At 35.8% G+C, this 17,046-nt stretch carries 18 protein-coding genes and 1 pseudogene; all 19 read left to right on the top strand.

From position 1 onward, the window contains the following. The first annotated feature begins 53 nt into the window (after window positions 1–53). The 19 genes and pseudogenes from gcvH (at window position 54) to tsaB (ending at window position 17,045) form a co-directional block, all read left to right on the top strand. Window positions 54–434, top strand: coding sequence for a glycine cleavage system protein GcvH (gcvH, locus tag ON07_RS03005; RefSeq protein ID WP_010228090.1), 381 nt, complete (start codon window positions 54–56; stop codon window positions 432–434). Then, window positions 424–828, top strand: a complete 405-nt coding sequence (locus ON07_RS03000; RefSeq protein ID WP_050915843.1) for a VanZ family protein — start codon at window positions 424–426, stop codon at window positions 826–828. Before gcvH ends, ON07_RS03000 begins: the two co-directional genes overlap by 11 nt. 44 nt (window positions 829–872) lie before the next feature. Continuing rightward, on the top strand, window positions 873–1,595 hold the full coding sequence (locus ON07_RS02995; RefSeq protein ID WP_010228087.1) for an energy transducer TonB: 723 nt from the start codon (window positions 873–875) through the stop codon (window positions 1,593–1,595). Between the two features lie 135 nt (window positions 1,596–1,730). Further along, a complete protein-coding gene (locus ON07_RS02990; protein ID WP_010228085.1) occupies window positions 1,731–3,833 on the top strand; it encodes a hypothetical protein in 2,103 nt (700 codons plus the stop codon). 229 nt (window positions 3,834–4,062) lie between these two features. Continuing rightward, window positions 4,063–4,965, top strand: coding sequence for a heme o synthase (gene cyoE, locus ON07_RS02985; protein ID WP_010228083.1), 903 nt, complete (start codon window positions 4,063–4,065; stop codon window positions 4,963–4,965). Further along, window positions 4,956–5,536 (top strand): annotated as a pseudogene (locus ON07_RS14335) (cytochrome c oxidase subunit 3). Before cyoE ends, ON07_RS14335 begins: the two are co-directional and overlap by 10 nt. 45 nt (window positions 5,537–5,581) lie before the next feature. Beyond that, window positions 5,582–6,562: a cytochrome c oxidase subunit 3 gene (locus ON07_RS02975; protein ID WP_010228079.1), complete on the top strand. Its 981-nt coding sequence runs from the start codon at window positions 5,582–5,584 to the stop codon at window positions 6,560–6,562. A gap of 17 nt (window positions 6,563–6,579) precedes the next feature. Beyond that, window positions 6,580–6,942: a cytochrome C oxidase subunit IV family protein gene (locus tag ON07_RS02970; protein WP_010228077.1), complete on the top strand. Its 363-nt coding sequence runs from the start codon at window positions 6,580–6,582 to the stop codon at window positions 6,940–6,942. Window positions 6,943–7,027: 85 nt separating this feature from the next. Further along, window positions 7,028–7,672, top strand: a complete 645-nt coding sequence (locus tag ON07_RS02965; RefSeq protein WP_010228075.1) for a hypothetical protein — start codon at window positions 7,028–7,030, stop codon at window positions 7,670–7,672. Continuing rightward, a complete protein-coding gene (locus ON07_RS02960; protein WP_010228073.1) occupies window positions 7,672–8,397 on the top strand; it encodes an SCO family protein in 726 nt (241 codons plus the stop codon). The genes ON07_RS02965 and ON07_RS02960 overlap by 1 nt, the downstream gene beginning before the upstream one ends. Next, window positions 8,398–8,931 carry a DUF420 domain-containing protein gene (locus tag ON07_RS02955; protein ID WP_010228071.1) on the top strand — a complete coding sequence of 178 codons (534 nt, stop codon included), beginning with the start codon at window positions 8,398–8,400 and terminating at the stop codon, window positions 8,929–8,931. A gap of 53 nt (window positions 8,932–8,984) precedes the next feature. Next, complete coding sequence (locus ON07_RS02950; protein ID WP_010228069.1) at window positions 8,985–9,212, top strand: hypothetical protein; 228 nt, start codon at window positions 8,985–8,987, stop codon at window positions 9,210–9,212. Window positions 9,213–9,346: 134 nt separating this feature from the next. Further along, window positions 9,347–10,048, top strand: a complete 702-nt coding sequence (locus tag ON07_RS02945; protein WP_010228067.1) for an ABC transporter ATP-binding protein — start codon at window positions 9,347–9,349, stop codon at window positions 10,046–10,048. Further along, the gene (locus tag ON07_RS02940) at window positions 10,041–11,288 is read left to right on the top strand and encodes an ABC transporter permease (RefSeq protein ID WP_010228064.1); all 1,248 of its coding nucleotides are present in this window, start codon (window positions 10,041–10,043) and stop codon (window positions 11,286–11,288) included. Before ON07_RS02945 ends, ON07_RS02940 begins: the two co-directional genes overlap by 8 nt. A gap of 1 nt (window position 11,289) precedes the next feature. Continuing rightward, complete coding sequence (locus tag ON07_RS02935) at window positions 11,290–12,552, top strand: ABC transporter permease (protein WP_010228063.1); 1,263 nt, start codon at window positions 11,290–11,292, stop codon at window positions 12,550–12,552. A gap of 28 nt (window positions 12,553–12,580) precedes the next feature. Further along, entirely contained in the window at window positions 12,581–13,699 is a 1,119-nt protein-coding gene (locus ON07_RS02930; protein WP_010228061.1) for an efflux RND transporter periplasmic adaptor subunit, read from the top strand. Window positions 13,700–13,758: 59 nt separating this feature from the next. Next, window positions 13,759–15,090 carry a TolC family protein gene (locus ON07_RS02925; protein WP_010228059.1) on the top strand — a complete coding sequence of 444 codons (1,332 nt, stop codon included), beginning with the start codon at window positions 13,759–13,761 and terminating at the stop codon, window positions 15,088–15,090. A gap of 3 nt (window positions 15,091–15,093) precedes the next feature. Next, the gene (locus ON07_RS02920) at window positions 15,094–16,371 is read left to right on the top strand and encodes an efflux RND transporter periplasmic adaptor subunit (RefSeq protein WP_010228057.1); all 1,278 of its coding nucleotides are present in this window, start codon (window positions 15,094–15,096) and stop codon (window positions 16,369–16,371) included. Window positions 16,372–16,382: 11 nt separating this feature from the next. Beyond that, window positions 16,383–17,045, top strand: a complete 663-nt coding sequence (gene tsaB, locus ON07_RS02915; RefSeq protein ID WP_010228055.1) for a tRNA (adenosine(37)-N6)-threonylcarbamoyltransferase complex dimerization subunit type 1 TsaB — start codon at window positions 16,383–16,385, stop codon at window positions 17,043–17,045. The last annotated feature ends 1 nt before the right edge of the window (window position 17,046 follow it).

Genomic DNA, 17,046 nt, shown 5'->3' with positions numbered 1-17,046 from the left:
TTGAACAAACCCAAGAATAAATTAACTTTGTGCACCTAGAAAAAAATATTTTTATGAATATACCACAAGAATTAAAGTACACCAAAGATCACGAATGGGTGAAAATTGATGGGAACATTGCCACAATTGGCGTTACAGATTTCGCACAAGGAGAACTTGGTGATATAGTTTATGTTGAGGTGGAAACCGTTGGTGAAACTATGGAGCGTGAAGAAGTTTTTGGGACTGTAGAAGCCGTAAAAACTGTTTCAGACCTATTTTTACCTCTTGCCGGAGAGATCATCGAATTTAATGAAAGCCTTGAAGACACTCCGGAAAAAGTGAATACAGATCCTTATGGAGACGGATGGATGGTGAAGATTCAGATTACAGATGAAGATGAAATCACTGGTTTAATGAGTCCGGAAGAATATAAAGATCTTATTGGCGGCTAGACTATTACTTGTACTTGCAGTACTGTACACCCTATTAATTACTTCTTTGTCCTTAATGCAATTAGGGAAAATTTCACTTGGAAGTTTTAACCCTACAGATAAAATGATGCATTTAGGTGCATATTTTGTGTTGGGCTTTGTTTGGTTTTTTTACTATTTGTTTAAAAACGAGGATGGAAGTATTAAAAGGAAGGCTTTTTTTAACATTTCAATTATAATTATACTATTTGGTATGTTAATTGAGGTTTTACAAGGAGCACTTACAGATTATCGAGACCCGGATTGGGCTGATATACTGGCAAATAGTATCGGAGTTTTATTGGCGTTGGGCATATGTCTAGGATTATTAAAATTCTTTAAACGCTTAAAACATAAGATTAATTCATTTTTATGAAAAAATATTTTACTTTAGCAACCCTTATTAATTAGTATCGAATTATGAAACCCAAGAAAAATCCGAAAGCCGATTTAACAAAACGTAGCGTTCTCTTTCTTCAGTTAGGACTTATTTTAGTCTTATTTCTTGCTTGGCAAGGTATAGAATGGAAAACATACGATAAAAGCAATGTAGATCTTGGTCAATTAGACCTTGGTGATTTAGATGATGAAGAAATTCCAATCACGGAAATTCTTAACACTCCACCACCTCCACCACCACCACCACCAGCACCGGAAATTATCGAGGTTGTTGAAGATGAGGAAGAGGTAGAGGAAGATATCATTGAATCTACAGAAACTAATCAAGACGAGATTGTTGAGGTAAAAGAGGTTATTGAAGCACCTGTTGAAGAAGTAATTGCAGATGTTCCATTTGCAGTAATTGAAAATGTGCCAATTTTCCCGGGTTGTGAAAAATTAGCTAACAACGATCAGCGTAAGAAATGTATGAGTGAGAAAGTACAAGAATTTGTACAGAAAAAATTTAATACAGATCTTGGTAGTCAATTAGGATTAACAGGGGTTAACCGTGTAATCGTTCAGTTTAAGATAGACAAGAATGGTAATATTACAGATGTTCGTTCTCGTGCGCCACACCCAAGATTGGAGCAAGAAGCTGCGAGGGTTATAAATGCATTACCTAAAATGCAACCAGGAAGACAGAGAGGTAAACCAGTAGGAGTTATGTACTCTTTACCAATTGTATTTCAAGTACAGGATTAAAACAGTTTAAAAATTATATAAATTCCCAAATTGCTTAGCAGTTTGGGAATTTTTCGTTTATAAAGGTTTTGTATGCAAGAATAAAAATTTTGGTATCTTTCGGCTGTTTCACGCTATAACATCTGTGCTCCTTTTATGAAATATATTGGATTCCTACTTCTCTGCTTTATTTCCTATAATGCATTTTCGCAAGACGAATTTTCTGAATTTGAAACCTATCCGACGTTCTCTGAATGTTCAGAAGTAGAATTTAATGGAGAAGAAGCTTGTTTCAAAAATACTTTAATGAAAATGCTGACTGATAATTTTCAGTTACCTGCTAAAGTTTCCGAAGAAAATTATACAGGTGAAGTCATCATTCTTTTTGAGGTAACAAAAGAAGGGGATTTCAAGGTGCTTTATGTAGATGCTATTTATTCTGAATTAAAAAATGAGATACAGCGTGTTTTCGATGATTTGCCAACAATCTCTCCGGCAACATACAATGGAAAACCTGCATATGCTCAATTCCGATTACCGTTAAAAATTCCATTGGGATATACTGAAATGATTTCTTCTTCATCTGAAGCTGCTATTGCAAAGGAAGCTAGATCTGTTCAGAAGAAAAATACACTTACCGAATACGACAGTATTGTATCCAAACCATTTGTGAGCAAAATAAATTCTAGCAATTTGTTTGTGCCGCTTTCTCATGAGAGATATAACCGCTTTGATGCAGAAATGAATAGGATTGGAAATAATAGCCATACCGCTACTAAACCCTATTTATATAACGATGTTTCCAAATATTACAATTTCGATGCTGAATTCGAACAAGGGAAAACACGGAGTTCTTGGGTGGGAAGAAAAATATGGGACGAACATTTAGTTACTTTTCAAGGTGAAAACTACTGGTTTACGGGAGATGTGGTTCTAGATCTTCAAATTGGGAAGGATTTCCAAAGTGATGTTGAATTTACTTATAACAATACTCGTGGTGCCATTTTTCAGGGAGGCTTGGGAGAGAATTTTAATTTTTACACGGTAGTTTTTGAAAGCCAAGGTCGCTTTGCCGATTATTTTAATAGATATGCGGAGAGTATTGGCCCATTTGGCGGAAATCCGGCGATTGTTCCAGGTAGGGGTATTGCTAAAGAGTTTTTAGAAGACGGGTATGATTTCCCTGTAGCTGAAGGTTATTTGTCTTATAAAGTTTCAGATTTTTTCAATGTCCAATTTGGGCATGGGAAAAATTTTATTGGAGATGGGTATCGCTCTTTATTGATGAGTGATATTGCCAGTCCGTATCCTTACTTTAAACTAAACACGAGCTTTTGGAAGTTAAAATACACCAATACATTTATGTCTTTACGTGATGTAAGGGAAGAGGTTGCGGCAGAAGGTTCTTATAGAACAAAATATATGGCCAATCATTACTTGAGTTTGAATTTAACAAAGAGGTTTAATCTTGGTTTATTCGAATCGGTGATCTGGCAAAATGATAATGGCCGTGGCTTTGATGTTAATTATTTGAATCCGGTTATTTTTTATAGATCCATCGAGTTTTCAACTGGAGCGAGGGGTGGAAATGCCATCATTGGGATCACAGGAAAGTATAAATGGAGCGACCAAATCAATCTTTATGGACAATGGATTATAGATGAATTTTCTACGGAAAAGATCTTTGGGGGCAATCAGAGTTGGAAAAATAAATTAGGCTATCAGTTAGGGGTAAAATATTTTGATGCTTTTAATGTGCCCGATTTTTATTTGCAGGCAGAATATAATCAGGTGAGACCTTATACGTATTCCCATAATTCAATAGTATTAAACTATGGGCATAACAACCAATCTTTAGCTCACTTATGGGGAGCAAACTTTAGGGAGATCATAGGAATTGCAAGATATAGGAGAGATCGAATTTTTGGAAGTGCAAAGGTAATCTATGGTAAACGAGGATTCGATTTTGATGACGGGAGTGACGATAGATATTATGGCGGAAATATTTACCGCAGCGAGCGCGACCGCGCTTTTGAAGATGGAGTGAAAATTGGGCAGGGTAATACTACTACAACCTTGTTTTCTGAAGTGGAAGCAGGATATATTATAAATCCTATAACCAATCTTAAAGTTTTTGGAAGTCTTATCTATAGAGATTTTAATCCACAAGTAAATACAGATCTTATATTAAAGGAAAATACGGTTTGGTTTAATGTTGGAATACGAACCGATATCTTTAACTGGTATTACGAATATTAACAGTTATTAAGCTCTATTAAAAAATATGAAGCAATTCTGTTAGTTTATCTTATTAGTTATCAAGGATTATCACAAAAACTCTGTGAGCTTATTTGTTCTTGTCTTAAAATTCAATAAGCCCTAAAAGTTTAATTTTTTTATATGGAACCTATCCTGAAAATTAACTTTTTTACATTCTTGTTAAAACACAATTAAGAAGTATCTTTGCGCCAAATATAAAATTGCTTTTTTGAGTAATACAAGCGTACATACCCCTTCTATATCAATACTTTCAGATTTTAAAGAGATCACAAAAATGCGATTAGCCATTAGTGTGGTGTTTTCTTCTGTAGCAGGATACTTTTTAGGGGCGGAGGTAGTGAATTTTGTTACCGTTTTGCTATTGGCAATAGGAGGTTATTGCATGGTTGGGGCTTCTAATGCCTACAATCAAATAATTGAGCGGGATCTTGACGTTTTGATGGATCGTACTAAGGATAGGCCTATTCCTGCGGGAAGAATGTCTGTTAATGCTGCTTTTATAATAGCGAGCACGCTAACTGTCATTGGTTTGATAGTGCTTTATATCATCAACCCTAAAACAGCTATGTTTGGGGCTATTAGCATCTTTTTATATGTAAGTGTTTATACTCCGCTTAAAACTAGAACACCATTATCTGTATTTGTTGGTGCGTTTCCGGGTGCTATTCCGTTTATGTTGGGATGGGTAGCAGCTACCAATGAATTTAGTATTGAACCGGGAACACTTTTTATGATTCAGTTCTTCTGGCAGTTTCCTCACTTTTGGGCTATTGGTTGGTGGTTGTTCGATGATTATAAGAAAGGTGGATTTTTTATGCTGCCTACCGGGAAGAGGGATAAGGGTACGGCAATACAAGTGATATTGTACACGGTTTGGACTATTATGGTGTCTTTGATTCCGGTTTTTGGAGTTACGGGAAGATTGTTCCTTACGCCGTATGCGGGAGCAATTATTTTAGTGCTAGGCTTAGGGATGCTATATTATGCCTTCAAATTATATAAGAATCGTGATGCTATTTCAGCTAAAAAATTAATGTTTGCAAGTGTATCCTATATTACACTGTTGCAAATTGTTTATGTATTGGATAAATTTTTAAGAGAATGGATATAACACAAGAAACCAGACAGTATAAAATTGGCAGAGCCAAGAAAATGATGTTATGGTTTGGTATTGCCAGTATGGTAATGATGTTTGCGGGGATTACCAGTGCTTATGTTGTAAGTAAAAATAGACCAGATTGGATCTCTGATTTTGTGCTACCGGAAACCTTGTATTGGAGCACATTGGTTATTCTAATAAGTAGCGTCACATTTATGCTGGCGAAAAGAGCAATTCTAAAGGAAAATCGTTCGCAAGCAACGGTACTGTTGTTAACTACCCTAGCTTTAGGGATTGGGTTTGTTGATTTGCAATTCCGAAGTTTTTCAGAAATTATATCATCCGGTTATTATTTTACCGGAAGTGAAAGTACAATTACTACTTCGTTTATATATGTGGTGGTTTTACTACACCTTGCCCACCTCGCGGCAGGCTGATAGTGCTTTTGGTAGTAATTTATAACCATTTTAAACAACGCTACAAAAAGGGTCAAATGCTTGGAATTGAGCTAGGTGTCACGTTTTGGCACTTCCTCGATGCATTATGGGTTTACCTGTTTGTGTTTTTATATTTCTTTAGATAATAAATTTGCGTATTTTTGCCCATCATATAAAATCAAATTCTTCATATGGAAGCTACTGTTATTAGAACAGGTACCGAAGGTAAAACCTGGGGCGGTGGAAATGACCCATTAAGGGCTAGTTACGGTAAAATGATGATGTGGTTCTTCATCGTTTCTGATGCACTTACATTTTCCGGATTCTTAGCTGCTTACGGTTTTTCGAGATTTAAATTCATAGATTCTTGGCCAATTGCCGATGAAGTGTTTAATCACTTCCCATTTTTACATGGATTAGATGCTCCTATGTATTATGTGGCGTTAATGACGTTCATTCTTATTTTTTCATCTGTAACGATGGTATTGGCAGTAGATGCCGGGCATCATATGAAAAAGGGAAAAGTGACCTTGTATATGTTTTTAACCATTATTGGTGGAGCGATATTCGTAGGGTCTCAAGCTTGGGAATGGAAGAATTTTATAAAAGGTGAATATGGTGCGGTAACAACCAGAGGAGGAAATGTTCTTCAGTTTGTAGATGGTGAAGGTGAGCGAGTTGCACTTGCAGACTTCGCAGCAGAACTACCTGTAACCCGAGTAGCTAATCAAAGAAACAGCGGGATTTGGTTTTCTGAAAACGAAACTTTATCTGACTTTACTATTGAAGAAGTAAAAGCTGGTTTTTTAGCGAATGACAATATTTTTGTTCGAACTAAAATAATCGATGAGAATGGTGAAAAGACCATTCTTTCCAGAGAGGAATCTTTAAGCAAATTAAACACTGAAGCTATAGGAGTGGTTCATGGAGCCAATCTTGTTGAAAATGAGTATGGCCCACCATTATTTGCAGATTTCTTCTTTTTTATTACTGGATTCCACGGTTTCCACGTATTATCTGGGGTAATTATAAATATTATTATCTTCTTCAACGTGATCTTAGGAACATACGAGCGTCGCGGAAGTTATGAAATGGTTGAAAAGGTTGGTTTATACTGGCACTTTGTAGATTTAGTTTGGGTATTTGTATTTACATTCTTTTACCTGGTTTAATTCTGAAATAAATAAAAATGGCACATAGTACTACACATCATCACGAGTCTAATACCAAAAGAATTTGGTTTGTTTTTGCCTTGCTTTCTGTTGTTACAATAGTCGAGGTAGTTTTAGGGATTATAAAACCAGATTTCTTAGTAGATACGCATTTCCTTGCGATGAGTCTGCTTAACTGGATCTTTATAATTCTTACAATTTATAAAGCTTATTATATTGCATGGGCATTTATGCACCTGGAAGGTGAAACTAAAGGCATGAGAAGATCTGTTGTTTGGACTGCGATCTTTCTAATAAGTTACTTAATGTTTATTCTATTAACCGAAGGAGATTATATCTTCGATGTTTATAAGAGTAACCACGTAGCTTGGGATTTTTAATCTCCAACTATAAGTTAAAAGCATAAGAAAAGACGGTTATTTAAAACCGTCTTTTTATTTTTGTAACCCGTAATAACACGGATTTATGAAGAAATTTCTAATACTTGGCGTTTTATTCTTATTGCCAATCGTTGCCTATTTATTCTTTTCTTCTGGAATAAATAATTTCGCTAAACTTCCTGTGCTTACAGAGAATGTAAAAGACATTAGGGATTTAGAGAACAACAGGGATTCCATAGTTAGTTTTCAAAATAAGATTAGTATCGTTGCTTTCTTTGGGAATGATCTAGATGCTCTAAAAGGAAATACATTCAATTTAGATAAGAAGATTCTCGAAAAATTTTACGAATTCGATGATTTTCAATTTGTAATCATTCTTCCAAAATCAGCCAAAGCGCAAGCAGATGAATTTGTTTCAGAGTTTAATAACATTACAAACTCTAACTACTGGAGCTTCGTTTATGGAGAACCAAACGAAATTGAAGATATTTTCAAAAGTTTTAAAACAAATTTAGAACTGGATTCTAAGCTGCAAACTCCTTATGTATTTATAGTAGATAAGGATTCTAATTTAAGGGGCCGAGATGATGACGACGAGGGCTTGCTGTATGGATATGATTCCAGATCTGTTTCGGAACTTGGAAACAAGATGAATGATGATATTAAAGTGATTCTGGCAGAATATAGACTGGCATTAAAAAAATATAACTCCAAATTAACTAAGAAGTAATGAACAACAAATCTTATATAGGTATATCCTTAGTGATATTGGTTTTTGGAATCATTTTTATTCCTAAAATAATTGATAGAATCTCCAATAATGAGGTCGTAGAAAATGACCGAATGAATATTGGGAAGGGGCTTACTAAAACTGATGAGCTTTCTTATATCGAATTATACGGTGAAAATAAAAAAGTACCAGATTTTCAATTTGTAAATCAAAATGGTGACACTATATCCAATAAAGATTATATGGGAAAAGTATACTTGATAGAATTTTTCTTTACCACTTGTCCATCTATTTGTCCGATTATGAATAAGAACTTGGTAGGGGTTGAAAAGGAGGTAGGTGAAAATAAAGATTTTGGGATTGTATCTATTTCTATAGATCCGGCTCATGACACTCCAGAGGTCTTAAAGCAATATGCTGAGAATTATGGAATAACTAATCCAAATTGGAACTTTTTAACCGGGGATAGAGAAGCTATTTATACACTAGCAAATAAGGGGTTTGGTATTTTTGCCAATCCAGATGAAAATGTTCCTGGAGGTTTTGCTCATTCTGGGATGTTTGCACTTGTAGATAGAGAAGGGTATATCCGTTCTAGAACAGATCAATTTGGAAACCCTATTATTTATTACAAGGGCTCCATAGAGCGTGGGATATCTGTTTTAGAAGGGGAAGAAGAGCCTCAAATAGAGATATTAATAGAAGACCTTAAAAAACTTTTATAAATGGCAAAAATAAGTTCCGATAGAATTGCAGTGCCAATAATCATTGCACTTTCCATCCTTATTCCTATCGTAGTTATAATTTTAATGTATTTACCGGAGCGGTATAATGTTTTTGGAACTCAATCTGGAACTTTTCCATTTTTCCATGCTGTCTTAAATGGTAGTACAGCAATTTTGCTTACTGTTGGTTATTTTTTAATGAGCATTAAAGAGTATAAATGGCACAGAAATGTGATGATTATGGCATTTGTGCTATCCTCAGTATTTCTTGTAAGTTACGTGATCTCAAAAATCAGTAACGAGCCGGTGCCCTATGGCGGAGAAGGGATGTTGCGTTATATTTATTTCTTTATTTTAATAACCCATATAATCCTTTCGGCAATTATAGTTCCCTTGGTCTTGTTTGCAATGTATCGCGGACTCACTGGGCAGTACGATAAACATACTAAAGTTGCTCGATGGACATTTCCAATTTGGCTATATGTCGCAGTAACTGGGGTTTTAGTGTATGTCTTTATGTGGCCTTACTATTAATTTTTATTAAATTTATAGTCGAGGTTTGATGAATTAATTCTGAAAGAATCGAAATGAAAATTAAGTTAATCCTAATATTGTTATTATTTGTGCTACTGCCAACTTTTGCTGAAGCACAATGCGCTATGTGTAGAGCAGTATTGGAAAGCGAAGGCTCTGAGGCTGCTGCCAAAGGTATAAATGACGGGATCGTTTATTTAATGATTTTCCCATATATCCTTATAGGAGGAATAGGCTTCTTTATTTATAGATCGCTACGGAATAAGAAAACTGCTGCTTAGTTTCTTAAATTTCAGTTAAAATTTAACAGTTTTGTAACAAACAAGACTGTAACAATTCTTCTTAGTCTTAGTCTTATGCATATACCTAAAAATTGAACACTCAAGTTCTGTAGGCTGGTTCTAATTCTGGAAATATGATTGAAATTAAAGACTTGCATAAATCCTATAAAATGGGGAGTAATTCACTCCATGTTCTTAAAGGGATAAATTTTAATGTTCAAGAAGGAGAGTTAGTTTCAATAATGGGCTCTTCGGGATCCGGGAAATCTACACTACTAAATATTTTAGGAATGCTTGATGAAGCCGATTCTGGTTCTTATACCCTGGATGGTCTTCCTATCAAAAATTTAAATGAAAAAATTGCAGCTCGATACCGCAATAAATTTCTAGGTTTTATATTTCAATCTTTCAACTTAATATCTTATAAAAGTGCCTTAGATAATGTGGCACTGCCATTATATTATCAAGGAGTAAAGAGCAAAGAGCGTTTGGATGTTGCCATGAGCTATCTTGAAAAAGTTGGATTGGCAGACTGGGCTGGACATTTGCCAAACGAACTTTCTGGAGGACAAAAACAGCGAGTAGCAATTGCAAGAGCCTTAGCGTCTAATCCAAAAGTATTATTGGCCGATGAACCTACCGGAGCATTAGATACCAAAACTTCGTATGAAGTGATGGACCTAATCCAAGGAATAAATGATGAAGGAAGAACAATTCTTATTGTAACTCATGAGCACGATATTGCAGAGATGACCAGAAGAATTGTGAACTTAAAGGATGGGGTTATTATAGACGATTCTAAAGTTAATCAAGTAAGAGCATTAAGCAATGTTTGATTTAGAAAGATGGCAAGAGATCTTTGAAACCATTAGCAAGAATAAAATGCGAACGTTTCTAACCGGGCTTTCTGTAGCTTCTGGGATCTTTATATTGGTTATTTTATTGGGAATTGGACAAGGAATGCAAAATGGGATATCTAGCGAATTCGAGAATGACGCTGCCAATATTTTATTTATATTCACTGGAGCTACATCTAAAGAATACAAGGGCCTTAATCCCGGGCGACGGATCACCATGAAAAATGATGATTATAATACCACAGTTGCTAAAAACGAAGATCAATTAGAATATAAATCATCTGTTTATAGAATTTGGGGTGGTTTAATAAATTACGAAAAAGAATCTGGCTCGTATAGGGTAGAAGGGGTGTATCCCGATTTTCAATTTCTTGAAAATGCTTCGATGACCCACGGAAGATTTATTAATCCGAATGATAACAATAGCTTCGAAAAAGTCGTAGTACTTGGGAATAAGGTAAAAAACGATCTTTTTAAGAATGGAAAGGATCCTATAGGAGAGTATGTTCAAATAAAAGATATCAATTTTAAGGTTATAGGGGTTTATACAGATCCGGGAGGGGAGCGTGAAGAGTCTAGAGTTTTTATACCTATTTCAACATCTCAAAAAGCATTTAATGCGGGGAACGATATTAATTTCATGTCTTTTACGCTACAAAAAGAAGAGAATTTCGAAGCTGCTCTAGCTTCTTCTGAAAAATTTTCAGAAGAACTTGAAACTTTTTTAAAAGAAAGACACACTGTAGCACCAGATGACGAAAGAGCTATCCGAATTAACAACTCCTTGGAGAATGCAAAAAGATTCTATGACTTAATGGATATGATACGATTCTTTTTCTGGGGTGTTGGTATTTGTACCATCATTGCCGGGATCGTTGGAGTTAGTAACATCATGTTAATTATAGTGAAGGAGCGAACCAAAGAAATTGGAATCCGTAAAGCCCTTGGCGCACAACCATTAAGCATTATCGGTATGATTCTTCACGAATCTATTTTTGTAACCACTATTGCTGGTTTTGTAGGGCTTATTTTTAGTTTGGCGTTGCTCGAATTTGTTGGGCCTTTAATAGAAACAGAATATATAGCAAACCCTTCGGTGAACTTTAATGTGGCATTAATCACAGTGTTTATTTTAGTTTTAGCAGGAGCCATTGCAGGCTTTTTTCCTGCTTGGCGAGCCGCCAGAATTAAACCAATAATCGCTTTAAGAGACGAATAGTATGTTTAGCAAGGATAACTGGAGCGAAATAATAGAAGCCTTAACTTCCAATTGGTTTAGAACTGTACTAACCGCCTTTGGAGTACTTTGGGGGATCTTTATATTGGTAATCTTATTAGCTGCAGGGAAAGGTTTGGAAAATGGTGTAAAGCAAGGTTTTGGTGGCATGGCTACCAACTCTATGTTCATGTGGGCGCAAACTCCCTCAAAACCTTATAAAGGTTTGCCTAAAGGAAGACGTTATAATTTTAAGACTGGGGATGTAGAAGCGATCAAACAAAATGTTCCTAATCTTCGTTTTGTTTCTCCTAGGAATCAATTAGGTGGTTTTGGAGGAGCGAATAATGTGGTTCGCGGTCTTAAAACCGGAGCATTTAATGTGTATGGTGATTATCCTGAAGTAATTCAGCAAGAGCCTATGGATATTACGTCCGGAAGATTTATAAATTATTCAGATATAGAAGACAACCGAAAAGTAGCCATTATAGGAGAAGGCGTTATTAAAGATATGTATGATCCCGGAGAGGATATCATAGGTTCTTATATAAAAATCAATGGTGTGAACTTTATGGTTATTGGCTCTTATAAAAAGAAGGGTAATAATGGGAATCCGGAAGAAAATCAGAAACAAATTTTTGTTCCCTTCACAGCTTTTTCACAGGCTTTTAATATGGCAGATAATGTAGGTTGGATGGCGATTACTGCGGAAGATGGTTCTTCTATTACCAGTTTAAAAACTCAAGTTTTCGATGTTATAAAATCCAGACACTCATTACATCCCGAAGACGATCGGGCTATAGGGAATTTTGACTTATATGAAGAATTCAGCAAAATAAACGGATTATTCGTGGCCTTGAAAGCAGTGGCTTATTTCGTAGGAATTTTGGTGTTACTATCGGGAATTATTGGTATTTCTAATATTATGCTCATAGTAGTGAAAGAGAGAACCAATGAAATTGGTGTTCGTAGAGCACTTGGAGCTACTCCTTGGAACATTAGAGGCCAGATATTAATGGAATCTATATTTTTAACAATTATATCCGGAATGGCTGGTATTGTACTCGCTACAGGAGTTATCGCCTTGGTAAATATGCAATTAGAGGGAGTAGATACATCCACTATGATGTTTGCAAATCCTAGCGTAGATCTTGGGGTTGTATTTGTGGCTTTGAGTATCTTAATAATTTCAGGTTTATTGGCAGGTTTAATTCCTGCACAGAATGCCATTAAAATTCAACCCGTAGACGCACTCAGAACAGAATAAAAGACAATTTAGACTAATAATAAGAAAAATGAAAAAAGTATTTACAGTAATAATTCTTGTACTTATCGCCATCACCTTTGTGGGGGCTTTGTATTATTTGTTTCAAAAGAATCAAGAAGATCCAATAGTGTATGAGACCGAAACTCCATCGCGCCAATCTATCGTGAAGAAGACGGTTGCTACTGGAAGCATAGTTCCAAAAGAAGAAGTACTTATAAAACCAAATATTTCAGGAATTATAGATGAGATTTATATCGAAGCTGGAGATGCAATTAAGTCTGGTGATCTTATTGCGAAAATTAGGGTAATCCCTAATGTGTCTTCCTTACAAAGTGGGAAAGATGCGGTTGCAACGGCTAAGATCAATTTAGATACCGAAAAGAAATTATACGACCGGCAAAAATCACTTTTTGATAAAGGTGTAATCTCTGCAAACGATTGGGATAATGCCCAAGTTGCATACCAGAGGTCGCTTCAGAATTATAAATCTGCACAACAGAATTATGAGATTATTAAAACTGGAACTACTAGTGGTCTTGGAAGCTCAGCGAATACTTTAATAAGATCTACAATAGACGGGATGGTATTGGATGTTCCTGTGAAAGAAGGAAACCAAGTAATTGAAAGTAACAACTTTAATGATGGAACTACCTTAGCCACGCTGGCAGATGTGAATAACATGATCTTTGAAGGAAAGGTAGATGAAAGTGAAGTAGGGAAAATAAAGGAAAACCTTCCTTTAGAAATAACCGTTGGTGCCATTGAGAATAAAAAGTTTGATGCGATTTTAGATTATATCGCTCCAAAAGGAATCAGTGAGAATGGGGCAATCCAATTCAATATTAAAGGAACATTAAATAAAGCGGACACTACCTTTATTAGAGCAGGCCTTAGTGCAAATGCTTCAATTATATTGGCTAAAGTAGATAATGCCTTGGCATTAAAAGAGGCTTTAATTCAATTTGATCCTAAGACACAAAAACCATTTGTAGAAGTAATGACCGGCGATCAGGAATTCACGAAAAAAGAGGTTGAATTAGGGGTGAGCGATGGGATTTTTGTACAGGTTTTAAGTGGAGTTTCAGAAGGAGATAAGATTAAAATCTGGAATCAAGTAAAACCGGCTCAAGCCATGAATAATAACTAGTTTCAACTTTTGTGTAACAACTTCCTAATTTCTTAGACCAATCCTTCACAATCTTAATTATGAAAAAAACAATATTACTAGCTTGCCTATTTTTAATTTCTGCAGTGGTGACTGCGCAAACTAAAAAATGGAGCCTGCAAGAATGCGTAGCCTATGCATTAGAAAATAATATCTCTGTTAAACAATCGGCATTGGATATTGAATCGGCGGAGATCGAACGCTTAGATGCTGTTGGGAATTTTATCCCCTCCTTAAATGGTCGTGGTTCTTTAACGAGTAGTGGAGGTTTAAGTATTAATCCAACAAGCAACCAATTTGAGAACACTCGTTTCACATCATTTTCAGGTGGTTTTTCTTCCAGTTTAGCCTTGTTTGATGGGCTTCGGAATTTAAGGCAATTAGAGCGCGCTAAACTTTCAAAGTTGGCCAGTCAATATTCCTTGGAACAAATGAAAGACGATATTGCACTTTTTGTGGCTAACTCGTATTTGCAAGTGTTATTCAATAAACAAAACGCAGAAGTACTTAGATCTCAAAATACAATTACTATCGACCAATTAAAAAGAACTCAGGACTTAGTAGATGCAGGGGTGTTACCAAAAGGTGACCTTTTAGAAATTGAAGCTACAGCAGCCAATGAGCAGCAACGAATTATAGTAGCAGAAAACAACATTAAAATCTCTTTAATTAGTCTTGCTCAACTATTGTTGATTAAAGATTACGAAAATTTTGACATTGTAGAAGGGGATTATAATATTGTTGGGAATGAAATGTTAGCGAATTCACCCTACGAGCTTATAGAAAAAGCTAAGGAAGAGCGTTATGAGATTAAAATTGCTGAAGAGCAAAAAGCGATAGCAGAAAAGGATGTGCAAATAGCAAAAGGAGCTTATTATCCCACGCTTTCTGCTTTCTTCGATTATAATACTCGATATGCGGATAACGATAATTTTGGCAGGGATTTCACACGCCAATTATATGAGAATGACGGGGTATCTTATGGATTGCAAATGAATATTCCTATTTTGAATGGCTTTGCCACTAGAAATCAGGTAAAACGCAGCAAAATCAACGTAGAGCGAGCAGAATATCGTTTGGAGCAGGCAGAGTTGGATTTGGAGGCAAATGTATACCAAGCCTATGTAGATGCCCAAGGAGCATTAAAAGCTTACGAAGCAGCACAGTCGGCTTTAGATGCACAAGATCAGGCCTATTTGTATGCTACAGAGCGTTTTGATGTTGGTTTAACCAATGCCTTCGATTTCAGTCAGTCTAAAGTGAGATTGGAAAATGCACAAACAGAATTATTGCGAACTAAGTACGATTATATATTCAAATTAAAGGTGATCGAGTTATATTTTGGAATCCCGGCAACCGATCTTAAATTTTAAATCATGAAGAAAAAAACACTTATTATCATTGGTGTCATTGCAGTTTTATTAATAGTTGTCCTTGTGGTAGGAAAAAAAGCCGGTTGGTTTGGAGCTTCAGGAAACTTTAAAGAAGTAGAGATTACTAAAATTGAGCCTTTAGAAATAATTGAAACGGTATCTGCTACTGGAAAAATTCAGCCGGAGATCGAAGTGAAACTATCTTCTGAAGTTTCCGGAGAAATTATAGATCTTCCAATTGTGGAAGGCCAGATGGTAGAAAAAGGAGATCTTTTAGTTCGAATTAATCCTGATATTTATCAGTCTAGTTTACAGAGATCAAGAGCAGGTCTTCAGAATGTACGTGCGAACTTTGCACAATCTGAAGCAAGCTTAAAGGAAGCAAAATCTAATTATGAGAGAAATAAAACCTTATTTGATAAAGGAATAATTTCTAAAGCAGAATGGGACCAAATAGTAGCGGCTTACGAGCGATCTGAAGCTTCTAAAAATGCAAGTTACTACAGTATGCAAAGTGCGGCAGCAACAGTCACCGAAGCAACAGATAACTTAGCAAGAACAACTATTTACGCTCCAATGCGCGGAACGATTTCTAAGCTGGATGTAGAGTTGGGGGAACGTGTTGTTGGAACTCAGCAAATGGCTGGAACAGAAATTATGCGTGTTGCCAATCTTTCTAAAATGGAAGTGGAAGTAGATGTAAATGAAAATGATATTGTAAAGGTATCCGTAGGAGATAGCACGAAAGTAGAAGTGGATGCTTACTTAAAAAGAGAATTTAAAGGGGTGGTTACAGAAATTTCGAACTCTGCGATCCAAGGCTTAACAGCAGATCAGGTAACGAATTTTAAAGTAAAGGTTAGAATATTAGAGTCTTCTTATCAAGATCTTTTGGAAGGGAAAAAGGAAAATTATTCTCCCTTCAGACCAGGAATGACTGCTACTGTAGATATTATTACTAGAAGAAAAAGCAATGTGATAGGTGTGCCAATTAGCGCCATTGTTATTAAAAATGACACCACTACCACAAAATCTAAAGGAAAGAAGGACGAAGCTAATGAAAATAAAGAACAAAAATTTGAGACTGTTTTTGTAAAGGACGGAGATAAGGCTAAATTGCGCGTTGTTAAAACCGGAATTCAAGACGATAGAAATATCGAAATTCTTTCGGGTTTAAAACCAGGAGAAGTAGTAATTACTGGGCCTTATAATACAGTTACAAAATCTTTAAAATCTGGAGATGAGGTAACCTTATTGAAAGAGGAAAAGCCTAGTGAATAAATAAAAGAATAGTGTTCACAATACTTTGTATAGAAACCGCTTCCACCAATTGCTCTGTGGCGATTGGTGTGAATGGAAAGTTGCTCGCCTTAAAAGAAGATTACGATTCCAACTATTCGCATGCGGAAAGATTGCATATATTCATTCAAGAAATACTTGCTGAAAACAACTTAGAACTTTCAGATCTGGACGCTATTGCGGTAAGTAAAGGTCCGGGATCTTATACCGGCTTGCGCATCGGCGTGTCTGCAGCTAAAGGTTTATGTTTTTCATTAGACATTCCTCTTATTTCCGTGCCTACACTAACTTCTTTAGCCATGCAGGTTAAAGGAAGCGAAGAAGGCTTAGCTATACCTATGATGGACGCTAGAAGAATGGAAGTTTACACGGCAATATTCGATAAGGATGGAAATCAAATTGAAGAAACCTCTGCTAAAATTCTTGATGCAACATCTTATAAGAACTATTTAGATGAGCACATTGTTTATTTTATAGGGAGTGGCGTAGAAAAACTTCAGAAGATCTGTGAACACCCGAACGCTCGATATATAGTAAATATATTGCCATCTGCAGCGCAAATGATAACATTGGCAACTACAAAGCACAAAAAAAGCGACTTTGAGGATGTCGCTTATTTTGAACCTTATTATTTAAAAGATTTTATGGTGGGATAAA

The organism is Gillisia marina (genome assembly GCF_000258765.1).
Classification (GTDB): Bacteria; Bacteroidota; Bacteroidia; order Flavobacteriales; family Flavobacteriaceae; genus Gillisia; species Gillisia marina.
This window is presented reverse-complemented; position numbering and strand designations above follow the sequence as displayed.

Excerpts from the sequence above, each read along its gene's own strand:
- gcvH (WP_010228090.1), top strand. The coding sequence starts at position 54 with ATGAATATACCACAAGAATTAAAGTACACCAAAGATCACGAATGGGTG.
- ON07_RS02995 (WP_010228087.1), top strand. The coding sequence starts at position 873 with ATGAAACCCAAGAAAAATCCGAAAGCCGATTTAACAAAACGTAGCGTT.
- ON07_RS02990 (WP_010228085.1), top strand. The coding sequence starts at position 1,731 with ATGAAATATATTGGATTCCTACTTCTCTGCTTTATTTCCTATAATGCA.
- ON07_RS02975 (WP_010228079.1), top strand. The coding sequence starts at position 5,582 with ATGGAAGCTACTGTTATTAGAACAGGTACCGAAGGTAAAACCTGGGGC.
- ON07_RS02970 (WP_010228077.1), top strand. The coding sequence starts at position 6,580 with ATGGCACATAGTACTACACATCATCACGAGTCTAATACCAAAAGAATT.
- ON07_RS02965 (WP_010228075.1), top strand. The coding sequence starts at position 7,028 with ATGAAGAAATTTCTAATACTTGGCGTTTTATTCTTATTGCCAATCGTT.
- ON07_RS02960 (WP_010228073.1), top strand. The coding sequence starts at position 7,672 with ATGAACAACAAATCTTATATAGGTATATCCTTAGTGATATTGGTTTTT.
- ON07_RS02955 (WP_010228071.1), top strand. The coding sequence starts at position 8,398 with ATGGCAAAAATAAGTTCCGATAGAATTGCAGTGCCAATAATCATTGCA.
- ON07_RS02950 (WP_010228069.1), top strand. The coding sequence starts at position 8,985 with ATGAAAATTAAGTTAATCCTAATATTGTTATTATTTGTGCTACTGCCA.
- ON07_RS02945 (WP_010228067.1), top strand. The coding sequence starts at position 9,347 with ATGATTGAAATTAAAGACTTGCATAAATCCTATAAAATGGGGAGTAAT.
- ON07_RS02940 (WP_010228064.1), top strand. The coding sequence starts at position 10,041 with ATGTTTGATTTAGAAAGATGGCAAGAGATCTTTGAAACCATTAGCAAG.
- ON07_RS02935 (WP_010228063.1), top strand. The coding sequence starts at position 11,290 with ATGTTTAGCAAGGATAACTGGAGCGAAATAATAGAAGCCTTAACTTCC.
- ON07_RS02930 (WP_010228061.1), top strand. The coding sequence starts at position 12,581 with ATGAAAAAAGTATTTACAGTAATAATTCTTGTACTTATCGCCATCACC.
- ON07_RS02925 (WP_010228059.1), top strand. The coding sequence starts at position 13,759 with ATGAAAAAAACAATATTACTAGCTTGCCTATTTTTAATTTCTGCAGTG.
- ON07_RS02920 (WP_010228057.1), top strand. The coding sequence starts at position 15,094 with ATGAAGAAAAAAACACTTATTATCATTGGTGTCATTGCAGTTTTATTA.